General features: G+C 46.0%; 21 protein-coding genes, 1 riboswitch and 1 other annotated feature. Of the genes, 3 read left to right on the forward strand and 18 right to left on the reverse strand.

What is annotated here, in order from left to right:
* Positions 1-4: 4 nt before the first annotated feature.
* The 3 genes from prsW to OIU26_RS01725 form a co-directional block, all read right to left on the reverse strand.
* Positions 5-700 (reverse strand): glutamic-type intramembrane protease PrsW, encoded by a 696-nt coding sequence (prsW, locus tag OIU26_RS01715; protein ID WP_058711101.1) that lies wholly within the window; start codon positions 698-700, stop codon positions 5-7.
* An 82-nt stretch (positions 701-782) separates the two neighbouring features.
* Positions 783-1,397, reverse strand: a complete 615-nt coding sequence (locus tag OIU26_RS01720; RefSeq protein WP_013371706.1) for a genetic competence negative regulator — start codon at positions 1,395-1,397, stop codon at positions 783-785.
* A gap of 196 nt (positions 1,398-1,593) precedes the next feature.
* Positions 1,594-1,971 carry a hypothetical protein gene (locus tag OIU26_RS01725; RefSeq protein WP_129549512.1) on the reverse strand — a complete coding sequence of 126 codons (378 nt, stop codon included), beginning with the start codon at positions 1,969-1,971 and terminating at the stop codon, positions 1,594-1,596.
* Positions 1,972-2,064: 93 nt separating this feature from the next.
* Between OIU26_RS01725 and OIU26_RS01730 the strand changes: the two genes are divergently transcribed.
* Positions 2,065-2,991: a polysaccharide deacetylase family protein gene (locus OIU26_RS01730; protein WP_264215786.1), complete on the forward strand. Its 927-nt coding sequence runs from the start codon at positions 2,065-2,067 to the stop codon at positions 2,989-2,991.
* A gap of 159 nt (positions 2,992-3,150) precedes the next feature.
* Here the strand turns inward: OIU26_RS01730 and OIU26_RS01735 are convergent, their stop codons facing one another.
* Together OIU26_RS01735 and OIU26_RS01740 are read right to left on the reverse strand one after the other, a co-directional pair.
* Complete coding sequence (locus OIU26_RS01735; protein ID WP_264215787.1) at positions 3,151-3,492, reverse strand: hypothetical protein; 342 nt, start codon at positions 3,490-3,492, stop codon at positions 3,151-3,153.
* Positions 3,489-4,076 (reverse strand): CPBP family intramembrane glutamic endopeptidase, encoded by a 588-nt coding sequence (locus OIU26_RS01740; RefSeq protein WP_058711105.1) that lies wholly within the window; start codon positions 4,074-4,076, stop codon positions 3,489-3,491. Before OIU26_RS01740 ends, OIU26_RS01735 begins: the two co-directional genes overlap by 4 nt.
* Before the next feature lie 186 nt (positions 4,077-4,262).
* Positions 4,263-4,513, forward strand: a binding site (T-box leader).
* 261 nt (positions 4,514-4,774) lie between these two features.
* On the opposite strand from OIU26_RS01740, the gene serA reads away from it, so the two are divergent.
* Positions 4,775-6,367, forward strand: a complete 1,593-nt coding sequence (gene serA / locus OIU26_RS01745; RefSeq protein ID WP_013371711.1) for a phosphoglycerate dehydrogenase — start codon at positions 4,775-4,777, stop codon at positions 6,365-6,367.
* 204 nt (positions 6,368-6,571) lie between these two features.
* Here serA and OIU26_RS01750 read toward each other — a convergent pair whose 3' ends face one another.
* From OIU26_RS01750 to OIU26_RS01775, 6 genes are all read right to left on the reverse strand, one after another.
* Positions 6,572-8,026 (reverse strand): cell wall metabolism sensor histidine kinase WalK, encoded by a 1,455-nt coding sequence (locus OIU26_RS01750; protein ID WP_264215788.1) that lies wholly within the window; start codon positions 8,024-8,026, stop codon positions 6,572-6,574.
* Position 8,027: 1 nt separating this feature from the next.
* The gene (locus tag OIU26_RS01755) at positions 8,028-8,744 is read right to left on the reverse strand and encodes a response regulator transcription factor (RefSeq protein ID WP_013371713.1); all 717 of its coding nucleotides are present in this window, start codon (positions 8,742-8,744) and stop codon (positions 8,028-8,030) included.
* A gap of 109 nt (positions 8,745-8,853) precedes the next feature.
* A complete protein-coding gene (locus OIU26_RS01760; RefSeq protein WP_013371714.1) occupies positions 8,854-9,612 on the reverse strand; it encodes a pseudouridine synthase in 759 nt (252 codons plus the stop codon).
* Between the two features lie 78 nt (positions 9,613-9,690).
* On the reverse strand, positions 9,691-10,221 hold the full coding sequence (locus OIU26_RS01765; protein ID WP_436449010.1) for a spore maturation protein: 531 nt from the start codon (positions 10,219-10,221) through the stop codon (positions 9,691-9,693).
* A gap of 7 nt (positions 10,222-10,228) precedes the next feature.
* Positions 10,229-10,972, reverse strand: a complete 744-nt coding sequence (locus OIU26_RS01770; protein ID WP_264215789.1) for a nucleoside recognition domain-containing protein — start codon at positions 10,970-10,972, stop codon at positions 10,229-10,231.
* A gap of 63 nt (positions 10,973-11,035) precedes the next feature.
* A complete protein-coding gene (locus OIU26_RS01775; protein ID WP_264215790.1) occupies positions 11,036-12,298 on the reverse strand; it encodes a D-alanyl-D-alanine carboxypeptidase family protein in 1,263 nt (420 codons plus the stop codon).
* A gap of 209 nt (positions 12,299-12,507) precedes the next feature.
* Between OIU26_RS01775 and OIU26_RS01780 the strand changes: the two genes are divergently transcribed.
* On the forward strand, positions 12,508-13,230 hold the full coding sequence (locus OIU26_RS01780; RefSeq protein ID WP_264215791.1) for a protein-glutamine gamma-glutamyltransferase: 723 nt from the start codon (positions 12,508-12,510) through the stop codon (positions 13,228-13,230).
* Positions 13,231-13,321: 91 nt separating this feature from the next.
* Here the strand turns inward: OIU26_RS01780 and ytfJ are convergent, their stop codons facing one another.
* From ytfJ to ribE, 7 genes are all read right to left on the reverse strand, one after another.
* A complete protein-coding gene (gene ytfJ / locus OIU26_RS01785) occupies positions 13,322-13,813 on the reverse strand; it encodes a GerW family sporulation protein (protein ID WP_013371720.1) in 492 nt (163 codons plus the stop codon).
* A 99-nt stretch (positions 13,814-13,912) separates the two neighbouring features.
* Positions 13,913-14,626 (reverse strand): DUF2953 domain-containing protein, encoded by a 714-nt coding sequence (locus OIU26_RS01790; protein ID WP_264215792.1) that lies wholly within the window; start codon positions 14,624-14,626, stop codon positions 13,913-13,915.
* 142 nt (positions 14,627-14,768) lie between these two features.
* Complete coding sequence (gene scpB / locus OIU26_RS01795) at positions 14,769-15,377, reverse strand: SMC-Scp complex subunit ScpB (RefSeq protein WP_264215793.1); 609 nt, start codon at positions 15,375-15,377, stop codon at positions 14,769-14,771.
* Complete coding sequence (locus OIU26_RS01800) at positions 15,346-16,140, reverse strand: segregation and condensation protein A (RefSeq protein ID WP_040103467.1); 795 nt, start codon at positions 16,138-16,140, stop codon at positions 15,346-15,348. Before OIU26_RS01800 ends, scpB begins: the two co-directional genes overlap by 32 nt.
* A 173-nt stretch (positions 16,141-16,313) precedes the next feature.
* A complete protein-coding gene (gene ribH, locus OIU26_RS01805) occupies positions 16,314-16,778 on the reverse strand; it encodes a 6,7-dimethyl-8-ribityllumazine synthase (protein ID WP_013371724.1) in 465 nt (154 codons plus the stop codon).
* A gap of 30 nt (positions 16,779-16,808) precedes the next feature.
* Entirely contained in the window at positions 16,809-17,492 is a 684-nt protein-coding gene (gene ribB / locus OIU26_RS01810; protein WP_436449011.1) for a 3,4-dihydroxy-2-butanone-4-phosphate synthase, read from the reverse strand.
* Positions 17,493-17,566: 74 nt separating this feature from the next.
* Complete coding sequence (gene ribE / locus OIU26_RS01815) at positions 17,567-18,232, reverse strand: riboflavin synthase (protein WP_025675636.1); 666 nt, start codon at positions 18,230-18,232, stop codon at positions 17,567-17,569.
* Positions 18,233-18,562: 330 nt separating this feature from the next.
* Positions 18,563-18,735, reverse strand: a riboswitch (FMN riboswitch).
* Positions 18,736-18,745: the final 10 nt, after the last annotated feature.

Below are 18,745 nucleotides of genomic sequence, written 5' to 3' on the forward strand. Positions count from 1 at the left end.
TTCGTTACATATTAACCTTTTCTTCCCGTTTTAACATTCGAAAAGGAGAACGATTATTCGCTCGACTGATTTTTGCCATCCCTCCATACCATAGAAATGCCATCAGTGGAATGATAAACCAGATCCAGTCGTGTGAAAATTTCGTTAAAATTAAATCATATACTCCGTGCCAAAACCATGGAAGCACTAATGACAGAAGCAGCATATATTTACTCTTTAGGTCTACCGAAAACTTGGCTTTCCCCATATAGTAGCCCATCATAACGCCAAACATCGCATGACCGGATACCGGTAGCAATGATCTCATCAACATCATACTGATCGAAGCATGCCCCGCCCAGGCATATAACAGATTTTCAACCGTCGCAAACCCGAGTGAGACTGCGGCTGCATACAATATCCCATCATAAGGCTCGTCGAACTCCGTATGGTTATAGATGATGTGATACAGCAGGAACCATTTAAAAAACTCTTCCACCCCAGCGGAAATACCGAACACCTGAATTAAAGTGTCATCTCCTAGCCAAAGCAATAGCCCACGTTGAAAAATCATAACCGGAAGCACCACTAAAAAACCGAGCAAAAATACTTTAATAACCATGTGCAGGGGCTCCGAATCATAGCGATCCTTTAAGTAAAAGTACATCAATAAGGCGAGACCCGGCGCTGTAGCTGCCGCTAAAACAGAAAACAGAAGCACCGATCATCCCTCCATAAAAATGAGTCGGCCCTGCTTTCAGCGCAGAGCCGACAAATTAACTTCATTATCACTTTCTAAAAAATCAAGAACGGCTGTCAAAATGGGTGCAGATGACAGCAACTGCCTGTTCAGGAATGACCAACTTTCCATACTCTTCCAGCATAGCTGGTGTTACGGATGAACCTTCTCCAAATTCAGCCAAAATCGCGATTAAGGCTGCAAGCTTGGACTCTTCTACTTCTTCTGGCTCCAAATGCAAAATCCATTTTCCTCTATAATGATACAGCTTACCTGCTTCCGTAGTGTTGCTGCGGAGCATATGAGCCGCTTCTATGAGTACTTCGAAATCGCTAAACGCGTAAACGATGGAATCACTGTGCTCCATTGTGACTTCCATTTCGTAGACTTCCTCTGGAAGCTCCTCATCGGGACCCGAACCGTACTGCTGGTGATCGTATTTTCCCCGAGTGACGATAACAACCATTCCCTGAGCAGGAAGCGCAAAGACTTCAACAGCTAACGGTCCCGTGGCATCGAAGCCCAGTTCGCTGTATGCCTGATCCATCATTTCAGTAAACAGCTCATGAACTCTTGGAATTTCTTGCCACATATCATCCTTTTGGATACCCCGTTCGCTCAAATCGTCAAAGGTAAGGAAAATCCGTATCTTGTCCTGACTTAATCTTTCTATTTTCATACTGGACCCTCCTCCTGGCAGCCGAGTGTTATTAGCAGATTATGATTCAAATATGATGCCTGTGATGAAAATGGTTCTATGTAATCATGTTATCATTTTATAATCGTAAATGCACGAATAAAAATGATAAAAAAAAGAATCATTTGAACGGCTTTAACAAAAAAGCCGCAAAATGATTCGGAATAGAGGTTTCGGGTTACAATCCCGGTACGGCTGTATGAGTTTCTTTCAGTATTTGCTCGACCTCACGTTTAACATCGGGACTTGTGCTAATAAACTCTTTAATCAACTTCATATTCTCTTCCTTGCTCTTGGCAGTTTGGGCGTTATGCACGGTTTTATCTGCTTGTGAACGATGATCATGATCCTTGTGGGTGTCTTGTGTATTCAGCGCAATATCACCCATGCCTGGAAATGCGGCGTCCATCATTTTTGTACGAGCTTTCTGCACCAAATTTCCGCTTTTTTTTCCGCCCATGTCCATGGATAAGCCCAACGCATTGCGGTTACGAGAGATCAGAGAGCTTGCAACAGCCCCCAAGACGATTCCCAGGAAAAATGAAGATGTTTTCACAATTAAAACCTCCCTTTGTGGTAGAATCAAGCATAGTGTTCGTCAGCAGAGACAAACTCATACGGTATAAATACAGGAAGGTGAGATGAATTAATGGGTACAAAAACAGCAGCCATTTTGCTAACAGCATGTCTGCTGCTTAGTGCTTGCACTGCGACGATGCCGGAATCTGCGGATTCCAGTAACCATCAGGATTCAGTAACTTCTAATTCAAGTAACAGTGCCAAAGATCAAAGCAGTATATCTTCCCCAAAAGGAAGCAGTAAGCAAGCAGACAGTGATGAGCAAAAATCAGTGAGTACAACAAATACACAAAATGACAAAACCGCCGTTGAGAGCAACGGAACTACAGTTTCGACAACTGCGGTTACCACTAACAAAATGTATCACTTGGACAAAGCTTACAATGTAATTCCTAAACAACAAGGTGCCGAAAAAAGAGTGGTGTTGCTGACTTTTGATGATGGTCCGAAGGAAGCGGTCATGATTAACAAAATCATAGATATTTTGGATAAGCACAAGGCAAAAGCGATTTTCTTCGTAAACGGTTATCGTGTAAAAGAACATCCTGAGTTGCTCAAGCTTATCCATGATCGTGGACAGCCCATTGGCAACCATAGCTGGGACCACATCGTTCTCAAGAACAAGTCTGAGGCTGAGGTCAAAAAACAGATTGAAGCGGTACAAAAAATCGTTAAAGATACTACAGGCCAAGCACCCGTATTCTTTCGTCCGCCTCATGGTGCTGGTGGAGACGTAGGTCGCAAGGTGGCGAAGGAAAATGGGCTCTTGTATATGACATGGTCCGTAGGTTCTCTGGACTGGACCATGAAAAAAAATCAACCTCATAAAACGGAGACACTTCTCAAAAACGTAACAGAACAACTTCATCCAGGCGGCAATATTTTGATGCATGAGCTGCCATGGACAGCGGAGGCACTGGACAGTCTATTGACGCGCCTTGAGCAGAAGGGTTATCAATTTGTCGATCCACAAAGCATTGAGATTCCTGCCAGTTAATAGTCACTTGTGCATATGCTCATATGGTCAAATGTAGATGACGTAAAAATAAATAATGTAAAAAGGCCTCCATCTCCACATAACTTGTGGGAGATGGAGGCCTTTTTAGCGTAACGTTGCACGCACGTACTAGACGCACGCTGTCACAATGCCTTTATATCACCACAGCATTTCACTAATGGGTGGTGCACCCTTAATTCCCCACCATAGTAACGCTGCTGTAATAAGCACAAAAAGAGTGCTCAAAAAATTTAAAAACCACTTACTTACCCGAATACGGCGGGACGGAAACATTTCTGTCCGTGTTCGGTACTCACTGGCAGGAATGTCTTCCTCCATTGTCACAGCAACTTCTGGTGCAGCGGCAACGTCAGCCAATTCTGGCGTGGGCCGTGAAGCACGGGAGCGAACCGGTTTGGGCTTTGACCTGTCCTCCTCCTTGCCTTTGCGACCATTTCGGCGGCTACCATAGGTCTGCACTCTGCTAAGTTCCTGATTCATTCTTCATACCTCCGAAAACGTAACGCTAAGCCAGATATAAGGTCAATCACAAAATGACAAATGATTGGTGCCCACAGGCTGCCTGTCTGCACATAGATATATCCCAATCCATAACTGCTAAGGAAAACCCAGCCCGTGGGAATCCAATGCCGTAAATATCGGATATGAATAACCGCAAACAAAATGCTTGTCCAATAAGGACCAAAGCTGTACTGAATCGCACCTCTAAACAAAAGTTCCTCACAGATGGAGACGATAGCAGCTATACAAATAATATGCCAAACCGGTCGCTTTTGAAACAGCATTTGATTAATACCACCGTCATCCATGGCATCCTCAGGCATGATCCGAGATAGCAGCAGATCCACTAATAGCATAGCGGCCGCCAGTCCCAATCCCCACCATAAGACGTGTACAGTGTTGGGCAATGCAAACAGTTCAAACACATTTCTTTTCTGAAATATAATCCAGATTGCGCCAATCAGCAGGGTCAGACCCTGAGTTAGATACAAATTGTAAAGCAGCAAGCGGTCATTCAATTGATGAATTTGCGCTCTTTTCCATTTCACTTTAAGCTTTTTCATAGTTAGTTAGTCCTCTGCTTAGTCTTCTTTAGCATCATAGCCAAAAAGTCGGACGGATTCAAGAAGACTTAAATCTTAATTTTTCCGCATTCTGTAGCTATGTATCTAGTCGTCTATCCACACATGTCGCATGTCCTATTGACATGCCCATGTAAGCCATGATACATTATGAAAAAATTATTAGCGACAACAACAATGATGGAGAAAAGGTATTGATTTCGTCCTCAGAGAACCGGTGCTTGGGTGGAAGCCGGTGGCGAAGTAACTACTTTCAGCGCTCCTGAGTTATTGCATCGAGGTCTAGGGAATCATTTTCCGACATTAGATGCAATCGGCAGAAAACCGTTATCCTTTCGGTCATTATATGACCGCTGAAGGCAGTCCATTGCGAAATGGCTGCGAATTAGGGTGGTACCACGATAACTCTCGTCCCTTACTATGGAGATAGTATGTGATTCGGGAGTTTTTTTGATGCCCGAAAACCATAAAGCGACTCCGCATAAGGCCTTTGGTTGTCAGTTTGGTGCAAAATACTATTTTATTCCTTTTCTGCGTCAATGCGTTATCACACTAGTGTTTCGACCGCTCTCCTGTACTTTTTAGAAGCATTTCAAGTTTTTTCATGTTCTTTATGGAATGTATTTCAGTTTGAAGTACATCCTGTCCATAAAAGAAGTTAACTTTGAGGAGGAAACCAAATGTTTAAAGTGTTAGTATCCGATCCAATCAGTGACCTGGGTATTCAGCAGCTGATGGATGCAGACGATGTCACGGTGGACAAGAACACAGGTCTCAGCGAGGATGAATTGGTTCAAATTATTGGTGACTATGACGCATTACTCGTCCGAAGCCAAACCCGGGTAACCGAACGCATCATGGCGGCAGGTAAAAACCTCAAGGTTGTCGGACGTGCCGGGGTCGGAGTGGACAACATCGACCTTGAAGCAGCAACACAACGCGGGATTATCGTTATTAATGCTCCTGACGGCAATACAATTACGACATGTGAGCACACTTTTGCCATGATGATGGCACTGGCTCGCCATATTCCACAGGCTTACGCTAAAACCATCGGTGGTACATGGGATCGTAAAACATTCCTCGGTGTCGAACTACGTAACAAAACACTTGGAGTTCTCGGCATGGGACGTATTGGCAGTGAGGTGGCTAAACGCGCCAAAGCATTTGGCATGAGCATCCTCGGTTATGATCCGTTTCTGACTGAAGAACGCGCTGAGAAGCTGGGCATCAAGCTGGCCAGCGTGGACGAAATTATCCGCAACGCAGATTTCATGACCGTACACACGCCATTAACACCAGAAACCAAGCATATGATCGCACGTCCGCAGTTTGAAGTGATGAAGAAAGGAATGCGCATCATCAACTGTGCCCGAGGCGGAGTTATCGATGAAATGGCACTTGTTGAAGCTATTGATGAAGGTATCGTTGCCGGTGCAGCCTTTGACGTATTCGAGTCGGAACCACCAGCACAGGATCATCCGTTCCTGAGCCATCCAAAAATTATCGTTACACCACATCTGGGTGCATCGACTGTCGAAGCTCAGGAGAACGTGGCGATCGACGTGTCTGAGCAGGTGCTGCATATTTTACGGGATGAGCCGTTTAAAAATGCGGTCAACATGCCTCCAGTACCATCCAATGTCATGACGCAATTGCAGCCATATTTCTCACTCGGAGAGAAGCTGGGCAGCTTTGCCGCTCAGATCACCAACCAGGCTGTACGTGAAATCCAGGTGGATTACGCTGGCGATTTGTCTTCTGTGGATACACAGCCGCTCACACGTTATATTTTGAAAGGCGTACTTAGCCGTCATCTGGGCAGCGATGTGAACATCGTAAACTCTGTGCATCTTGCCAAAACACGTGACGTTCATCTCATCGTCTCTCAGGCGCCTGCCACCAAGGGCTTTACCAACCTGATCACCGTTACGCTCAAAACGCAAAGCGGCGAAGAACAACGTGTTTCCGGCACCCTGCTCGCAGGCTATGGTGAACGTATTGTTCGATTGAACCAGTTCCCGGTAGATGTGGCACCGGAGGCTCATTTCCTGCTCATCTCACACAATGATAAACCCGGCATTATCGGCCGTGTCGGCACCTTGCTTGGGGAGAACAGCGTCAACATCGCTTCTATGCAAGTAGGTCGTAAAATTGTTGGCGGTGAAGCTATCATGATCCTGACCGTTGACAAAGCTGTGCCTAAAGACGTACTGATTCAACTCGTAGGCTTGCCAGAACTGAATACTGCCCAAGAAGTAGTGCTGGATTAGTTCCAGTCAGTGTGAAAACTTCCTTGGTTTTATTTATAAAGAGAGGCGCCCGGCTACCGAGGCGCCTTTTCTTATACCCTTATCTAACATAGAAGCATCCATCTTGAAACTGAATGTTCCACGTTGAACAAGATAAATGTTGATTTTTCAACAAAAAGCACCCTCTTCCGAGGATGCCTGCAAACTGGGACATATGAGCTGTCGTTATAAGCTTGTTACAGAGCCCTGTCTTGTTTTGATGGAGATTGGCAGCAAAATAGTAAATTCCGTCCCTTCTCCCAGTACGCTAGCAGCTGAGACAGAGCCTCCGTGAGCCTCTACGATGTTTCTAACAATGGCAAGCCCCAGCCCAGTCCCTTTGTCCTCACCACGTACTCTAGCCTTGTCTGCCTTGTAGAAGCGGTCAAAAATATAAGGTAGGTCCTCACTGGCAATGCCCACACCTTCATCTTTAATACGAATGCGGATTAACTCATTCCGTTCTCCCCGAATTTGATCCGCCGCAATGGTAACTTTTTTCCCAGAGGGTGTATGTCTGAACGCATTATCCAGCAAATTGGTCAACACCTGCTCCAATCGGTCTTCATCTGCCTCAGGCAACAGCAAGTGTTGATCTGACTCATAATAATCGAGTGTCAGTCCCCGTTCCTTGGAACGAACCGTAAATTTCCGGTGAACACGCTCGATCAGTTCATTCACATCCACTTCCTGACGGTACATGTCTGTATGACCTGCCTCCATTCGGGCCAGATCCAGCAGATCCTTGACTAATCTTCCCATACGCAATGATTCATCATGGATAACCTGTACTAGCTCCTCAGACTCTTCCGGTGAACCTGCCATGCCGTCCAGCAAAGCCTCACTGTATCCCTGCATCATAGATAAGGGTGTACGGATTTCATGGGATACGTTGGCTACAAAATCGCTACGCATCTTCTCAAGTTTTACTTCTTCCGTAATATCTCTAAGTACAGCTACTGCACCACGAATAGCGTTATCTGTATATAGCGGCGCCATTTGCACTGACCACGAGCCTTTCTTGACATGGATGTAGTCTCCGACATCCTCGCCTCTGTCCATAACCGTATGGAACAAAGGCAGCAAAGGCTCAGGCACAGAAGCTCCGAATTCCTCCAGATCACGCCCCTGCCACTCCAGCTTTTCCCAAATATCCAGCAAACTTTGTGCAGGCGGATTCGTCAAGATGATTTGTCCACTTCTGTCGAAGGTAAATACGGCATCAGACATACTTCGCAGCACACTGGATAAGTGGTTTTTCTCCTCATTCAGACTGCGGATCGTCGCTTCCAGTTCCGTAGACATATGGTTAAAAGTTTTCGCCAGCTCTCCAATTTCATCGCTGGTCACCAGCGGAAGCCGAGTATCATACCTTCCCTCACGGATGGCATTCGCCGCCTGAATCAACAGCTGCATAGGCTGTGTGATTTTAGTAAAAAGAAATAGAGCAAAAAAGGTCGTCAATAAAAATCCGACAATACATGTATAGGTGAATAAATGCTTGATTTCCGTCGATTCATGTGCTGCAAAATTTCTGTTGATGTACGGCAATAAAAAAAGCCCCAGAAAAATAAGCACAGAACCTACAAGACAAATGATGGTGATCCACAGCTTGCCTACCAGCGATCTCCAGAAGTTCACGTTATTTTGGAACCTCCAGCTTATAACCTACGCCCCATACGGTCGTAATCATAGCCGCTGCCTCTGGCGATACCTTATTCAGCTTTTCACGAAGCCGTTTCACATGCGTGTCCACGGTGCGTAGATCACCAAAAAATTCGTAATTCCAAACATCTTTCAGCAGTTCTTCGCGTGAGAATACTTTATCTGGCGACACCGCCAAATAATGCAACAGCTCGTACTCTTTAGGCGTTAGACTGATTTCAATTCCGCCTGCAGTTACCCGGTGTGCATCATGCTCAATAATAAGATTTGGAAAAACAATACTATTGCTTGGCACAGCCTCTTTCGTTAAAAAAGCAGTCTCCGACGACCGTCGTAAAATTGCCTTTACCCGATAAATGACCTCTCGCGGGCTGAAGGGCTTGACCACGTAATCATCAGCTCCGACTTCGAAGCCTTGCACGCGGTTCACTTCCTCGCCTTTGGCTGTCAGCATAATCACAGGTGTAGATTTGGTTTGGCGCAGCCGTGTACACACTTCAATCCCGTCCATACCCGGAAGCATCACATCGAGCAAAATAATACTGTAATCGCTTGCAGTCGCTTTTTGGAGAGCAATCTCGCCATCCTCAGCTTCTTCAATCTCGTATCCTTCTTTTTCTAGATACATCCGCAGAAGGCGGCGAATGCGTTCTTCATCATCTACAATTAATATGCGGTTGCTTTGTTCTGACATATTCCCAGCCCCTTCGCTAAAAAAAGCATTCTCTCTATTTTACTATTTTCCCGTGCTTGGTCAAACTTTACTCTCATCCAATAGTCTCTTTACGCCAAAAAGGCCGGGGTTATGACCCCCGTCCTGTCCGTTTCTTTTTCGTGTTGTCTGATTTGGCAAGTTGAATGAGACGGTTGATTTCGTCCTTGGTTAGGGGTCTGGTGAGACCACGCTTCAAGTTTTGAAGCAATAGATCCCCAAAAGCAATCCGCTTGAGTCTGATGACTGGGTGCGAAATGGCCTCAAACATCCGTCTTACCTGGCGATTTCTGCCTTCATAAATGGTAATCTGGATCACAGATTCCTTACCGTCCGGATCTACATCCTTATATTCTACCTCGGCCGGTGCAGTAATGCCATCCTCCAGCACGATTCCTTTTTTCAGCTTGTCCAGCTCAGTACCGTGCGGAACACCTTTGACTGTAGCCACATACGTCTTCGGCACATGATGCTTGGGATGGGTGAGCAGATTGGCGAACTCTCCGTCATTAGTAAGCAACAGCAGCCCTTCGGTGTCGTAATCAAGACGTCCGACCGGATATACGCGTTCCTTGACGCCTTTTAGATAGTCAGACACAATTTTGCGACCTTCCGGATCGGAAGCGCTTGTAATGACCCCTTTGGGTTTGTTCATCATCAAATAGATTTTTTTCTCAGTTTTGATCGGGCGTCCCTTTACTGTAATCATATCTTGATCAGGGTCTGCTTTCGTTCCCAGCTCAGTTACGGTAACCCCGTTTACTTCCACACTGCCCGCCTGAATAAGCTCCTCACATTTACGTCTGGAAGCTACACCGGCTTGGGCCAATATTTTCTGCAATCTTTCCATGTTCGCTAATTCACCTCATGCTAATGATACCCATCCATGAGCAAAATCACAACCCCCGTTCAAAAAACGATGCAAAATTCAAAATACAAGCAAACAAATGGCAATAGCCGCCACAAAACCAATCACATCTGAAAATAGTCCCACCTTCAAGGCATATCGTCCATTGCGGATACCTACCGCACCAAAATATACAGTTAATACATACAGCGTCGTATCTGTGCTGCCCTGAATCGTTGAAGCAATCCGACCGATCATGGAATCGGGACCATAAGTGCGAATTAGATCCGTCGTGAACGCAAGTGAACCAGTGCCCGTCAATGGACGGAGCAAACCTAAAGGCAGCACCTCGCCAGGTACGCCCCAGTTTTTAATCCACGGGGTTACCCAGGATATTACATAGTCCAAAGCGCCGGATGCTCGAAAAATGCTAATCGCCACCATCATGCCTACAAGATGAGGAATAATGCTGATGGCGGTAGAAAAGCCGTCTTTGGCTCCATCTACAAAAGAATCGTAGACAGGGACCTTTTTGGCATATGCATATAAAGGAATAAAAGCAAGAATAACCGGGATGGCCCAAGTCGATACGAGGTTAATAAGATTCAGCATGCCTCCCTCATCCTTTCCAAGTGGTGTCCCTGCCCTTGGTAGCTGTGATTCCCGTTCGCGGCACGGCAGTTGAAGATATGGGCGGTACATGTAAAGAAGCCACAGATGTTGGTGCTTGCGAGGTACGTAGCGCCAAGGAGGTCTGGGATGGCGGATTCGCTGGAGGACGGCGGCGCAATTCTCGACTACGATACCAACGATCCGCCGCAATGGCAGCAAAGGTGGCTATTGCGGTCGCCACCAGAGTCGTTCCGACGATTTCTGCTGGGTGTGCGGAATGAAAATTTAGCCGAATGGCGATCAACGTAGTAGGAATAAGCGTAATGCTGGCTGTATTCAGCGCTAGCAGCGTACACATGGCAGGTGTAGCGGTTTGCTTATCTGGATTGAGCGTTTGTAACTCTTGCATCGCTTTGATCCCCATGGGCGTTGCTGCATTCCCCAGTCCGAGCAGATTGGCGCTCATATTGGACAAAATGTAGCCCATAGCGGGATGATTACGCGGAACATCAGGAAAGAGAAAGGCGACCAAAGGAGAAAGCAGCTTAGATATTTTCTGCAAGAGCCCACCGTCTTCAGCCAACCTCATCATGCCCATCCAGAATACCAGCACACTTATCAGTCCAAAGCATACTGTAACACCCGTAGTTGCCCCGTCAAAAGCCGCCTTCGTCACCACCTCTATATTTCCCTGTGCGGCTGCAAATACAAATCCTATACAAATCAAAGCCACCCATATGAGATGAATCATGACTGATTCCCCCTTTTCCCAATGATGTGACACCGCATCTTTATAGCATCAAGCCTACTTGCCTTATGATCTGAACAGATTTTTAAGAATTTCATTCCATTTGCTCGTCCAACCTCGTGGCTGAGTATGGTTTGCAGGAACTTGTGCAGTCGGAGCCTCCTGCTGTGGCTGTACAATAGTTTGAGAAGGCAGCTTACTACCTTTTTCATATACAGGAACAGAACCGATCAATTTACCTTCCAGTAAAAATTCGACCCGTCCTCGTAAACCAAAAGACACGTCAGCTCTATCCGCCGAAGCGGAATTTTTAAACAACACCAGTCTTTTGTGCAATTGAGTCTTCTCACCATCATGTAGAGGATAAGAAAAACTCGCCCCTGTCAAGAGGGGGTAACCATCAATAGGCTGCTGCTTGTCCGTAATCGGAATGAGAGGATAATATCGAAAGCCGTAATCAAGCATACGGGCATGGTCATTCCAATCGTCCCCGTCATTCAAGGTAACTGCAGCGAGCTGGCGCCCCTCACGCGTAGCCGAGCTGACCAGGCAACGAAACGCTTTTTTAGTAAAGCCTGTTTTTACACCGTCAGCTCCCTCATACAGCCGCAGCATTTTGTTTTTATTATGCCATGAATAGTCCCAGGAATCGTTGGGGTTCGGTGCTTTCTTCAGTTCTGTTTTTACGATACGGGCAAAAGTTGGGTTATGCAGCGCATAAGCAGTGAGCCGGGCCATATCGTTGGCTGAGGAATAATGTCCATCGGCATCCAGCCCATGAGGATTAGCAAAATGCGTATGGTTTAGCCCAAGCTGAACCGCCTTGTCATTCATTAAATGGACAAATCCCTCCTCTGTCCCCCCAATATGCTCGGCAATGGCAGAAGCTGCATCATTACCCGAACGGAGCATTAAGCCGTATAGCATATTTTCCAGCGTCATTTGTTCACCCATTTGCAGAAAAAGCGAGGAGCCTTCTTTGGCATACGCCGTTGAACTCACTTTTACTCGGTCCTGCAAGTGTCCATGTTCAATGGCTACAATCGCAGTCATAATTTTGGTTAGGCTAGCTATTCGGAGCTCCCGGTCACCTTCGGCTGAATATATGATCCGTCCTGATGTGACATCAATTAAAGAAGCAGCCTGTGCATGAGTTCCTAACGCGGGCGGTGTTGCTTCTGTTGTCACCGCTCCCAGAACAGGCTGTGGACTCAGCAATGTAAGCGGCAATGACAAAACAAGCATAAGCGCTAGCGGTAAAACAAATGCGCGTGCCTTATTCTTAAAATGGCTGTGGTCCGCATGGATATGTTGTTTTTTTTTAAACATTTGGATTCCTCCGGTTTTGAGCAAGTCTTGTACCATTCTATGTCCAAGCTGTTCAAAGTATGTCCACCTTTATAACAGAAAATTCCTTGTACAGGACAGTCATTAGCCGCTCCTCTTTTGCTTTCTTTCTATGTTAACCAAGCAACTTGCACTCCTGAACACATATAATATTAGTTACTAAACGTTAAATATGAATCGGGGGTTACAACATGCAGCGATTACAGTTTGAAATGATTTTAAGATCGCGGATTGTAGAGTCCGCACAAGCATTGCATCAAAGTGGTGTATCCTTCGCCACTTTTGCTACCGCGCGTTGCAACCCACAATTTTGGGAGTTAACGGAAAAAGGCGGTTTTCGGATCAAAGCAGGTGTCACTCCGGCGCAAGGGATCAGAGATATCTTTATAAACGGTCAACAGTACGCTTTTGAATGTGCAACAGCAATGGTTATTGTGTTGTACAAAGGAGTACTGGATTCCATTCTAGAAAGTGAGTTTAATCAGATTTTTGCAGATATGCTGTTGTATGATTGGCACTATGACAGTGATCTCAGGCTTATACAACAGCAAGGCAGCCATAAAGCGGTTTCTGGGGACATTCTGTATTTTAACAATCCAGATGTGTCGTCCGATGCATTGGAATGGAAGGGAGAAAATGTCGTCAAACTGAAGGAAGATTCTTTCTATGGCCATGGGATTGGCATCTTGCCGGCTCAAGGTATTATTGATTCTCTTAATCGACATCGTCGCCCGGATGCCACGGTATCTGCTTATTTGACGAATGAAGTGATCTACCCTGACTTCGTTTACCTATCCCAGTTCGCACCCGAAGAAAACCGAAAAAATGAACTATCAGTGAATACATTTTATTACCAAGAATTCAGTCACTGTATACATGCTGTCATTGGTGGAAGGCAGTATATTCAGGAATAGAGGCCGAGTTCATACTAAAAAGAAGGTATTCCTAGGCCACGCTCGCCTTGGGGATACCTTCTTGAGAGCACACTTTTAATTTCAATAACTTTTACAAGTAAGCCGGTCCAGATTGACTTTGGTCAGTATTAGCATTTGCAGGTACCTGTGGAGGTGGAGTCTGCATGTTGCTGCCTGAATTCTGGAAGATAGACTGAACCTTATCGATCAGGTATGGTGTGGAGTCGATTATTTTCTCAAACAGATGCGTTTGATTGTCCAGCGGAACGATTTGTGCTCCCTGTTTGCCAACAACTAGAAAGGCAATGGGATGAATAGATACACCACCACCGCTACCGCCACCAAAAGGATGTACTTCCTTCCCACTATGATTACCGGATGCTGAGGAAGTATGGAGCGCCTCTTCATCTACGTTAAAATCACTTCCCCCGGCTGCGAACCCAAATCCTACCTTACTGATTGGCAAAATAACGGAACCATCGGGTGTTTCCACCGCGTCTCCCACAATCGTATTCACGTCTACCATGGCCTTGATGTTCTCCATCGCGGTTTGCATGAGCCCTTGAATCGGATGATCTGACATGTTTTATTCCTCCTCTGCTTATCTCAAGCGTAGACTGCTTTTCTTTCGCTATTGTGCGCAAAGGTTCAGGGAAATATGTATGTCAATCCTCTACACTGTTTATTCCTCACTGCTGGCTTGTTGATTCTCAGGATTTTTAGAAATAACCCGCCTCCATGCCTCTGGTCCTCCCGGAACGCGCCATATACGGAAAGCTAATCTGAGCATGGAAAAGATTAAATAACCGAGTGATATTTTTGCTTCACAGTTCAAGATGGTAGTAAAACGTAGTCGGTCCACCCAATAAGGCACAACAAACACCTTTGGGGTACAATCCATGCGCACAATGCTGGAAGCAAAACCGATCAAGGTCGTTTTTAACCCCCATAACATACCAGTTGAGGTCGCTGTATAAGCTGCGTCAGCCAGACTAATATTGGTAGACCACTCCATTTTGGACACTGTTACATGGGCCAATGTATGTCGCAGCCATCGCTGTAAAGATTGTGTTCCCTTGAGCAAAACCCGTATATCATGTATAAATTGCTTGATTTTTTCGATATCAATATTTCCGCTATCCACAGAAGCATCCGTTTTATGTATGTTTTTATTGCGGTCAAGCCGATAGAGAAGCCCTTTTTTCAAACCTGTTATGAGAATGGCTGGAATATCGTAATCCATTTTGACCAACCCGTATAGAATTCTGATCTCTAGATGCGCCCGATCATCATTGTCATGCTTGGCAATTTCCAGCTTCAATCGAATACGAGAGAGCAGAATAGCCAGTACGATGAATATAACGATGATGATGGCGATACTGATCCATTTCCACACTGGCGAGTCCTCCCTACCCTTTTGCTATAGAATATCATGGCAAAAATAGTATGACCCTTCGGCGGAAAATCATGCATCTTAAAATGCCAAACAGCCAGCCCTCAACAACGTAAGGACTGGCTGTCTTTTGAATTTTATGAACTTAGGATTCCAGATCCGAATCGTTCTCCGCAGACTGGCTGCTCTCCAGACGCTCGAACAATAGCTGTGTCTCTTCTTCCAAATTGTCTGAATCCTCGAACTGCTCCGGTTGCGGTAGATCTTCGAGAGAGCCTAGACCGAAATAATCCAAGAATGATTTCGTCGTTCCATACAATATTGGTCGTCCGATGGCCTCAGCTCGACCTTTCTCTTCAATGAGCTCCTTGTTGACCAGTGTATGTATGGCCCGCTCGGATTTGACACCCCGAATTTCTTCGATTTCAACTCTTGTAATGGGCTGGCGATAGGCCACAATAGCCAGTGTCTCCAAAGCAGCTTGAGACAGTGAGGCACGCGCCGGAGAGTAGGCGAGCTTTTCAAAATAGGGTGCATGTTCGGATAAGGTTGCAAGCTGATAATGGCCAGCAATACGGACAAGCTGCAGGCCTCTTCCTCCCTGCTCCATGTCCTTTTTCATATCCTCCAGACACTTTTCAACCAGCTCTTGCTGCTGCTCTACAATGTCGGCGATCTGCTTGGTGGACAACCCTTCCTCTCCCGCAAGAAACAGCAGCCCCTCAATAATTGATTTCAGCTTCAGATAATCCATTAACCCGTAAATCCCCTCTCCACTCCATTACAATATCATCGAAAAGCTTCTCCTGATAACAGAAGATTTGCTTCATTTTCATCAATTCAAGAATAGCCAAAAAGGTTACAACCACCTCATGCCGATACATGTCCTCATGCATCAGCTTGGAGAACAGCAGCCGTCCTCCAGTCCCCACCATCTCTAACGCCCCGATAACTTGCCGGATACGGTCCTTGACTGAAATTTCGTCCCGATGAACACGGGTTACCGTCGTACGTCGTTCAGCTTTGCGCAATGCACGCTGAAAGGCCGCGACCAAATCACTTGCATGCAGCCCATGCACCGGATTCGCGGGTTCGGTTGGCAAGAATGCGCTCAAATCTTCCGGCTCCTTGCCATAAATCAGACTCCGTTCCCACTCCCGTTCACTCAGGTGGCGAGCAATCCCTTTGTATTTGCGATACTCCACCAGCTTGCGAACCAGTTCCTCGCGTGGATCATAGTCCTCTTCTTCATAATAATCCAAATCGTCATATTCCATCACAGGTGGCTTGGGAAGCAACAATTTACTCTTAATGGATAAGAGCGTCGCCGCCATCACTAGAAACTCGCTTGTAATGTCCAGCTCCAGCTCCTGCATACTGTGCAAAAAAGCCATGTACTGATCAGTAATATCGCTAATCGGGATATCCTGAATGTCGATCTCGGCTTTATCAATCAGATGCAACAGTAGATCCAGCGGACCCTCGAATGTTTCCAGCTTGTAATTTACGACTGTCAATGTGCTTCCCCCTGCCTTACTCCAATCATCATTCAACAATACCTTTCCCCATTAGCACTTATGCTCTACGTTATCAATCCCTCTTTCTGTAGTATATACGTCATCGCCTTGCTTAACAATCCAATCCCTTTTCCACTTTGCAGTATATGCCGTTCTTTCAGCCATTTATATCATTAGAACTGCTTACCGAGATTGGCCATTTCAATCGCAGCCAGCGCAGAATCCCAACCTTTATTACCAGCCTTCGTACCTGCTCGTTCAATAGCCTGCTCAATATTTTCCGTAGTCACTACACCAAAAATAATGGGGACACCCGTTTTCAGACTGCTTGCCGCCACACCCTTGGCCACTTCATTGCAGACGATATCATAGTGTGAAGTAGAGCCACGGATAACCGTGCCAAGCGTAATGACGGCATCATATTTTCCGCTTGCAGCCATTTTTTGTGCAATAAGTGAGATTTCAAATGCACCCGGCACCCATGCTACATCAATTTCATCTTCCTGTGCACCATGTCGTTGAAGTGCGTCAAGCGCACCACTTAACAGTTTGCTTGTAATAAACTCATTAAATCTGCCCACCACAATACCATACTTTAAACCACTTGATACAAGATTACCTTCCAGAAAACGTGCCATGCTTATCAACCTCTCTTTTTTTTTAATTTTTTACAATGACAAACGACGACGGTATTCAATTAAATGTTGAATGCTAATCAGCTTCAATTGATGTCGCTTGGCGATCACGACCAAATCAGGCAAGCGGGCCATTGAGCCATCTTCCTTTATAATTTCGCAAATGACCCCGGCGGGCTTGAAGCCGCTGAGTCGGGCCAGGTCGACAGCCGCTTCAGTATGACCGGCGCGTTGCAAGACCCCACCATCGCGAGCAATTAGCGGGAACATGTGACCAGGTTTGCGGAAATCGCTGCCCGTGATTGCTTCGTCGGCTAAGGCGCGAACAGTCAAAGAGCGCTCGGCCGCTGAAATCCCCGTTGTTGTCTTCATATGATCTACCGATACCGTAAAGGCGGTACCGTGAAAATCTGTGTTTTGCTCTACCATAGGATGCAATTCCAATGCCTCGGCTCTGTGCTGTGTGATCGGCACGCAGACCAACCCGCGACCTTCTGTAATCATGAAGTTGATGACCTCAGGCGATGCTTTCTCAGCCAAAGCGATAAAGTCGCCTTCATTTTCCCGCTGTTCATCATCCACTACAATAACGACTTTGCCGTTCTTTAAATCCTCCAATGCTTCTTCGATGGAATCCAATCGAATCTCTTCGTCATGGTGCAACTCGCCCTGCTCCATGATGTTTGTCGTCGCACTTGTTTGGATGCCTCTATCCATAACCCTCTCCTCCTTATGTCTTATGTCACGAATGCTCCTGAACCAAATTTTCTATCATTCTGTATCAGGCTGTATCAAGCAAAGCCGTGTTTCGCCAAATAGTCCAAACTAAGAGGAGCTTGATCTGCTCTCTTCATCGGTACTGAACCTCTGTAATGTAAAAGCTGCTCCACATATTTGCCCAATATGTCGCATTCAATATTCACAGTGTCTCCCTCACGTTTGGCTTGTAAGGCCGTTTCAGCTAAGGTGTGGGGGATGATGGATACGGCAAAGCTATCTCTCGTACGCTGCGCGACTGTGAGGCTGATACCATCAATTGTAATTGACCCTTTGAGGAGAACATATTTAAATAATGCTTGATCAGAAGGCTCAACTTCGAACACAACTGCATTCTGGTCTGATGTTACTCCGCGAATCGTACCCGTCCCGTCCACATGTCCCTGTACGATATGTCCTCCGAACCTTCCATTCGCCGCCATCGCTCGCTCCAGGTTGACTCGGCTACCGGATCTGAGTTCCCTTAAATTACTGCTGCGAAAAGTCTCTGGCATCACATCAACCTTAAAATCTTTAGTACCAATCTGTATTGCCGTCAGGCAAACCCCATTTACCGAGACACTATCGCCTATTTTCAAATCGCCCAATACCACAGAACCCGAAATCCCCAGCACCATCGCTTCACCGCTTTTGGAAATACTTTGAATGCGACCCACTTCCTCGACCAATCCGGTAAACATACTTTCACTCCTTTCCACTACATTTCAGTTTATCCCTAATTCATCTGCTGTAAGCGCAAATAACCCCCAGTCAGGATTCAATCCGTCATGGGGGTGATGAGAGTCACATATGTAGTATACAAGCGCAGTTCATGTATGTCTTAAAATGACATGAAATCATAGGTTTGCCAAAAGAAAGCATGATCGAAGATACAGCAATTACGCTCAGAACGTTATCAAAAAGAAAGCTTAATCAAAGCTGTCGTCCGATACTGTCCTACAACGAAATAAGCCGTACGCATTTTTACGTATGCTAAAAATTGGCACATGTCACGTCATGCACATGCGCTTCGTATCCTTCTCCCATCCAGACTATACTGTCGGTCCCGGAATTACACCAGGTCCACCTTCTGCTGATTGTTCAGCATCCGGGTCACGGACTAAGCCATGCTGTGTTCGCAGAAGCGATTCACAAACATGCCATCACCGCCGGTGGGGAATTTCGCCCCGCCCCGAAGGATCTTGCTCTTATTT

This window comes from Paenibacillus sp. BT-177 (assembly GCF_025846815.2).
Classification (GTDB): domain Bacteria; phylum Bacillota; class Bacilli; order Paenibacillales; family Paenibacillaceae; genus Paenibacillus; species Paenibacillus polymyxa_C.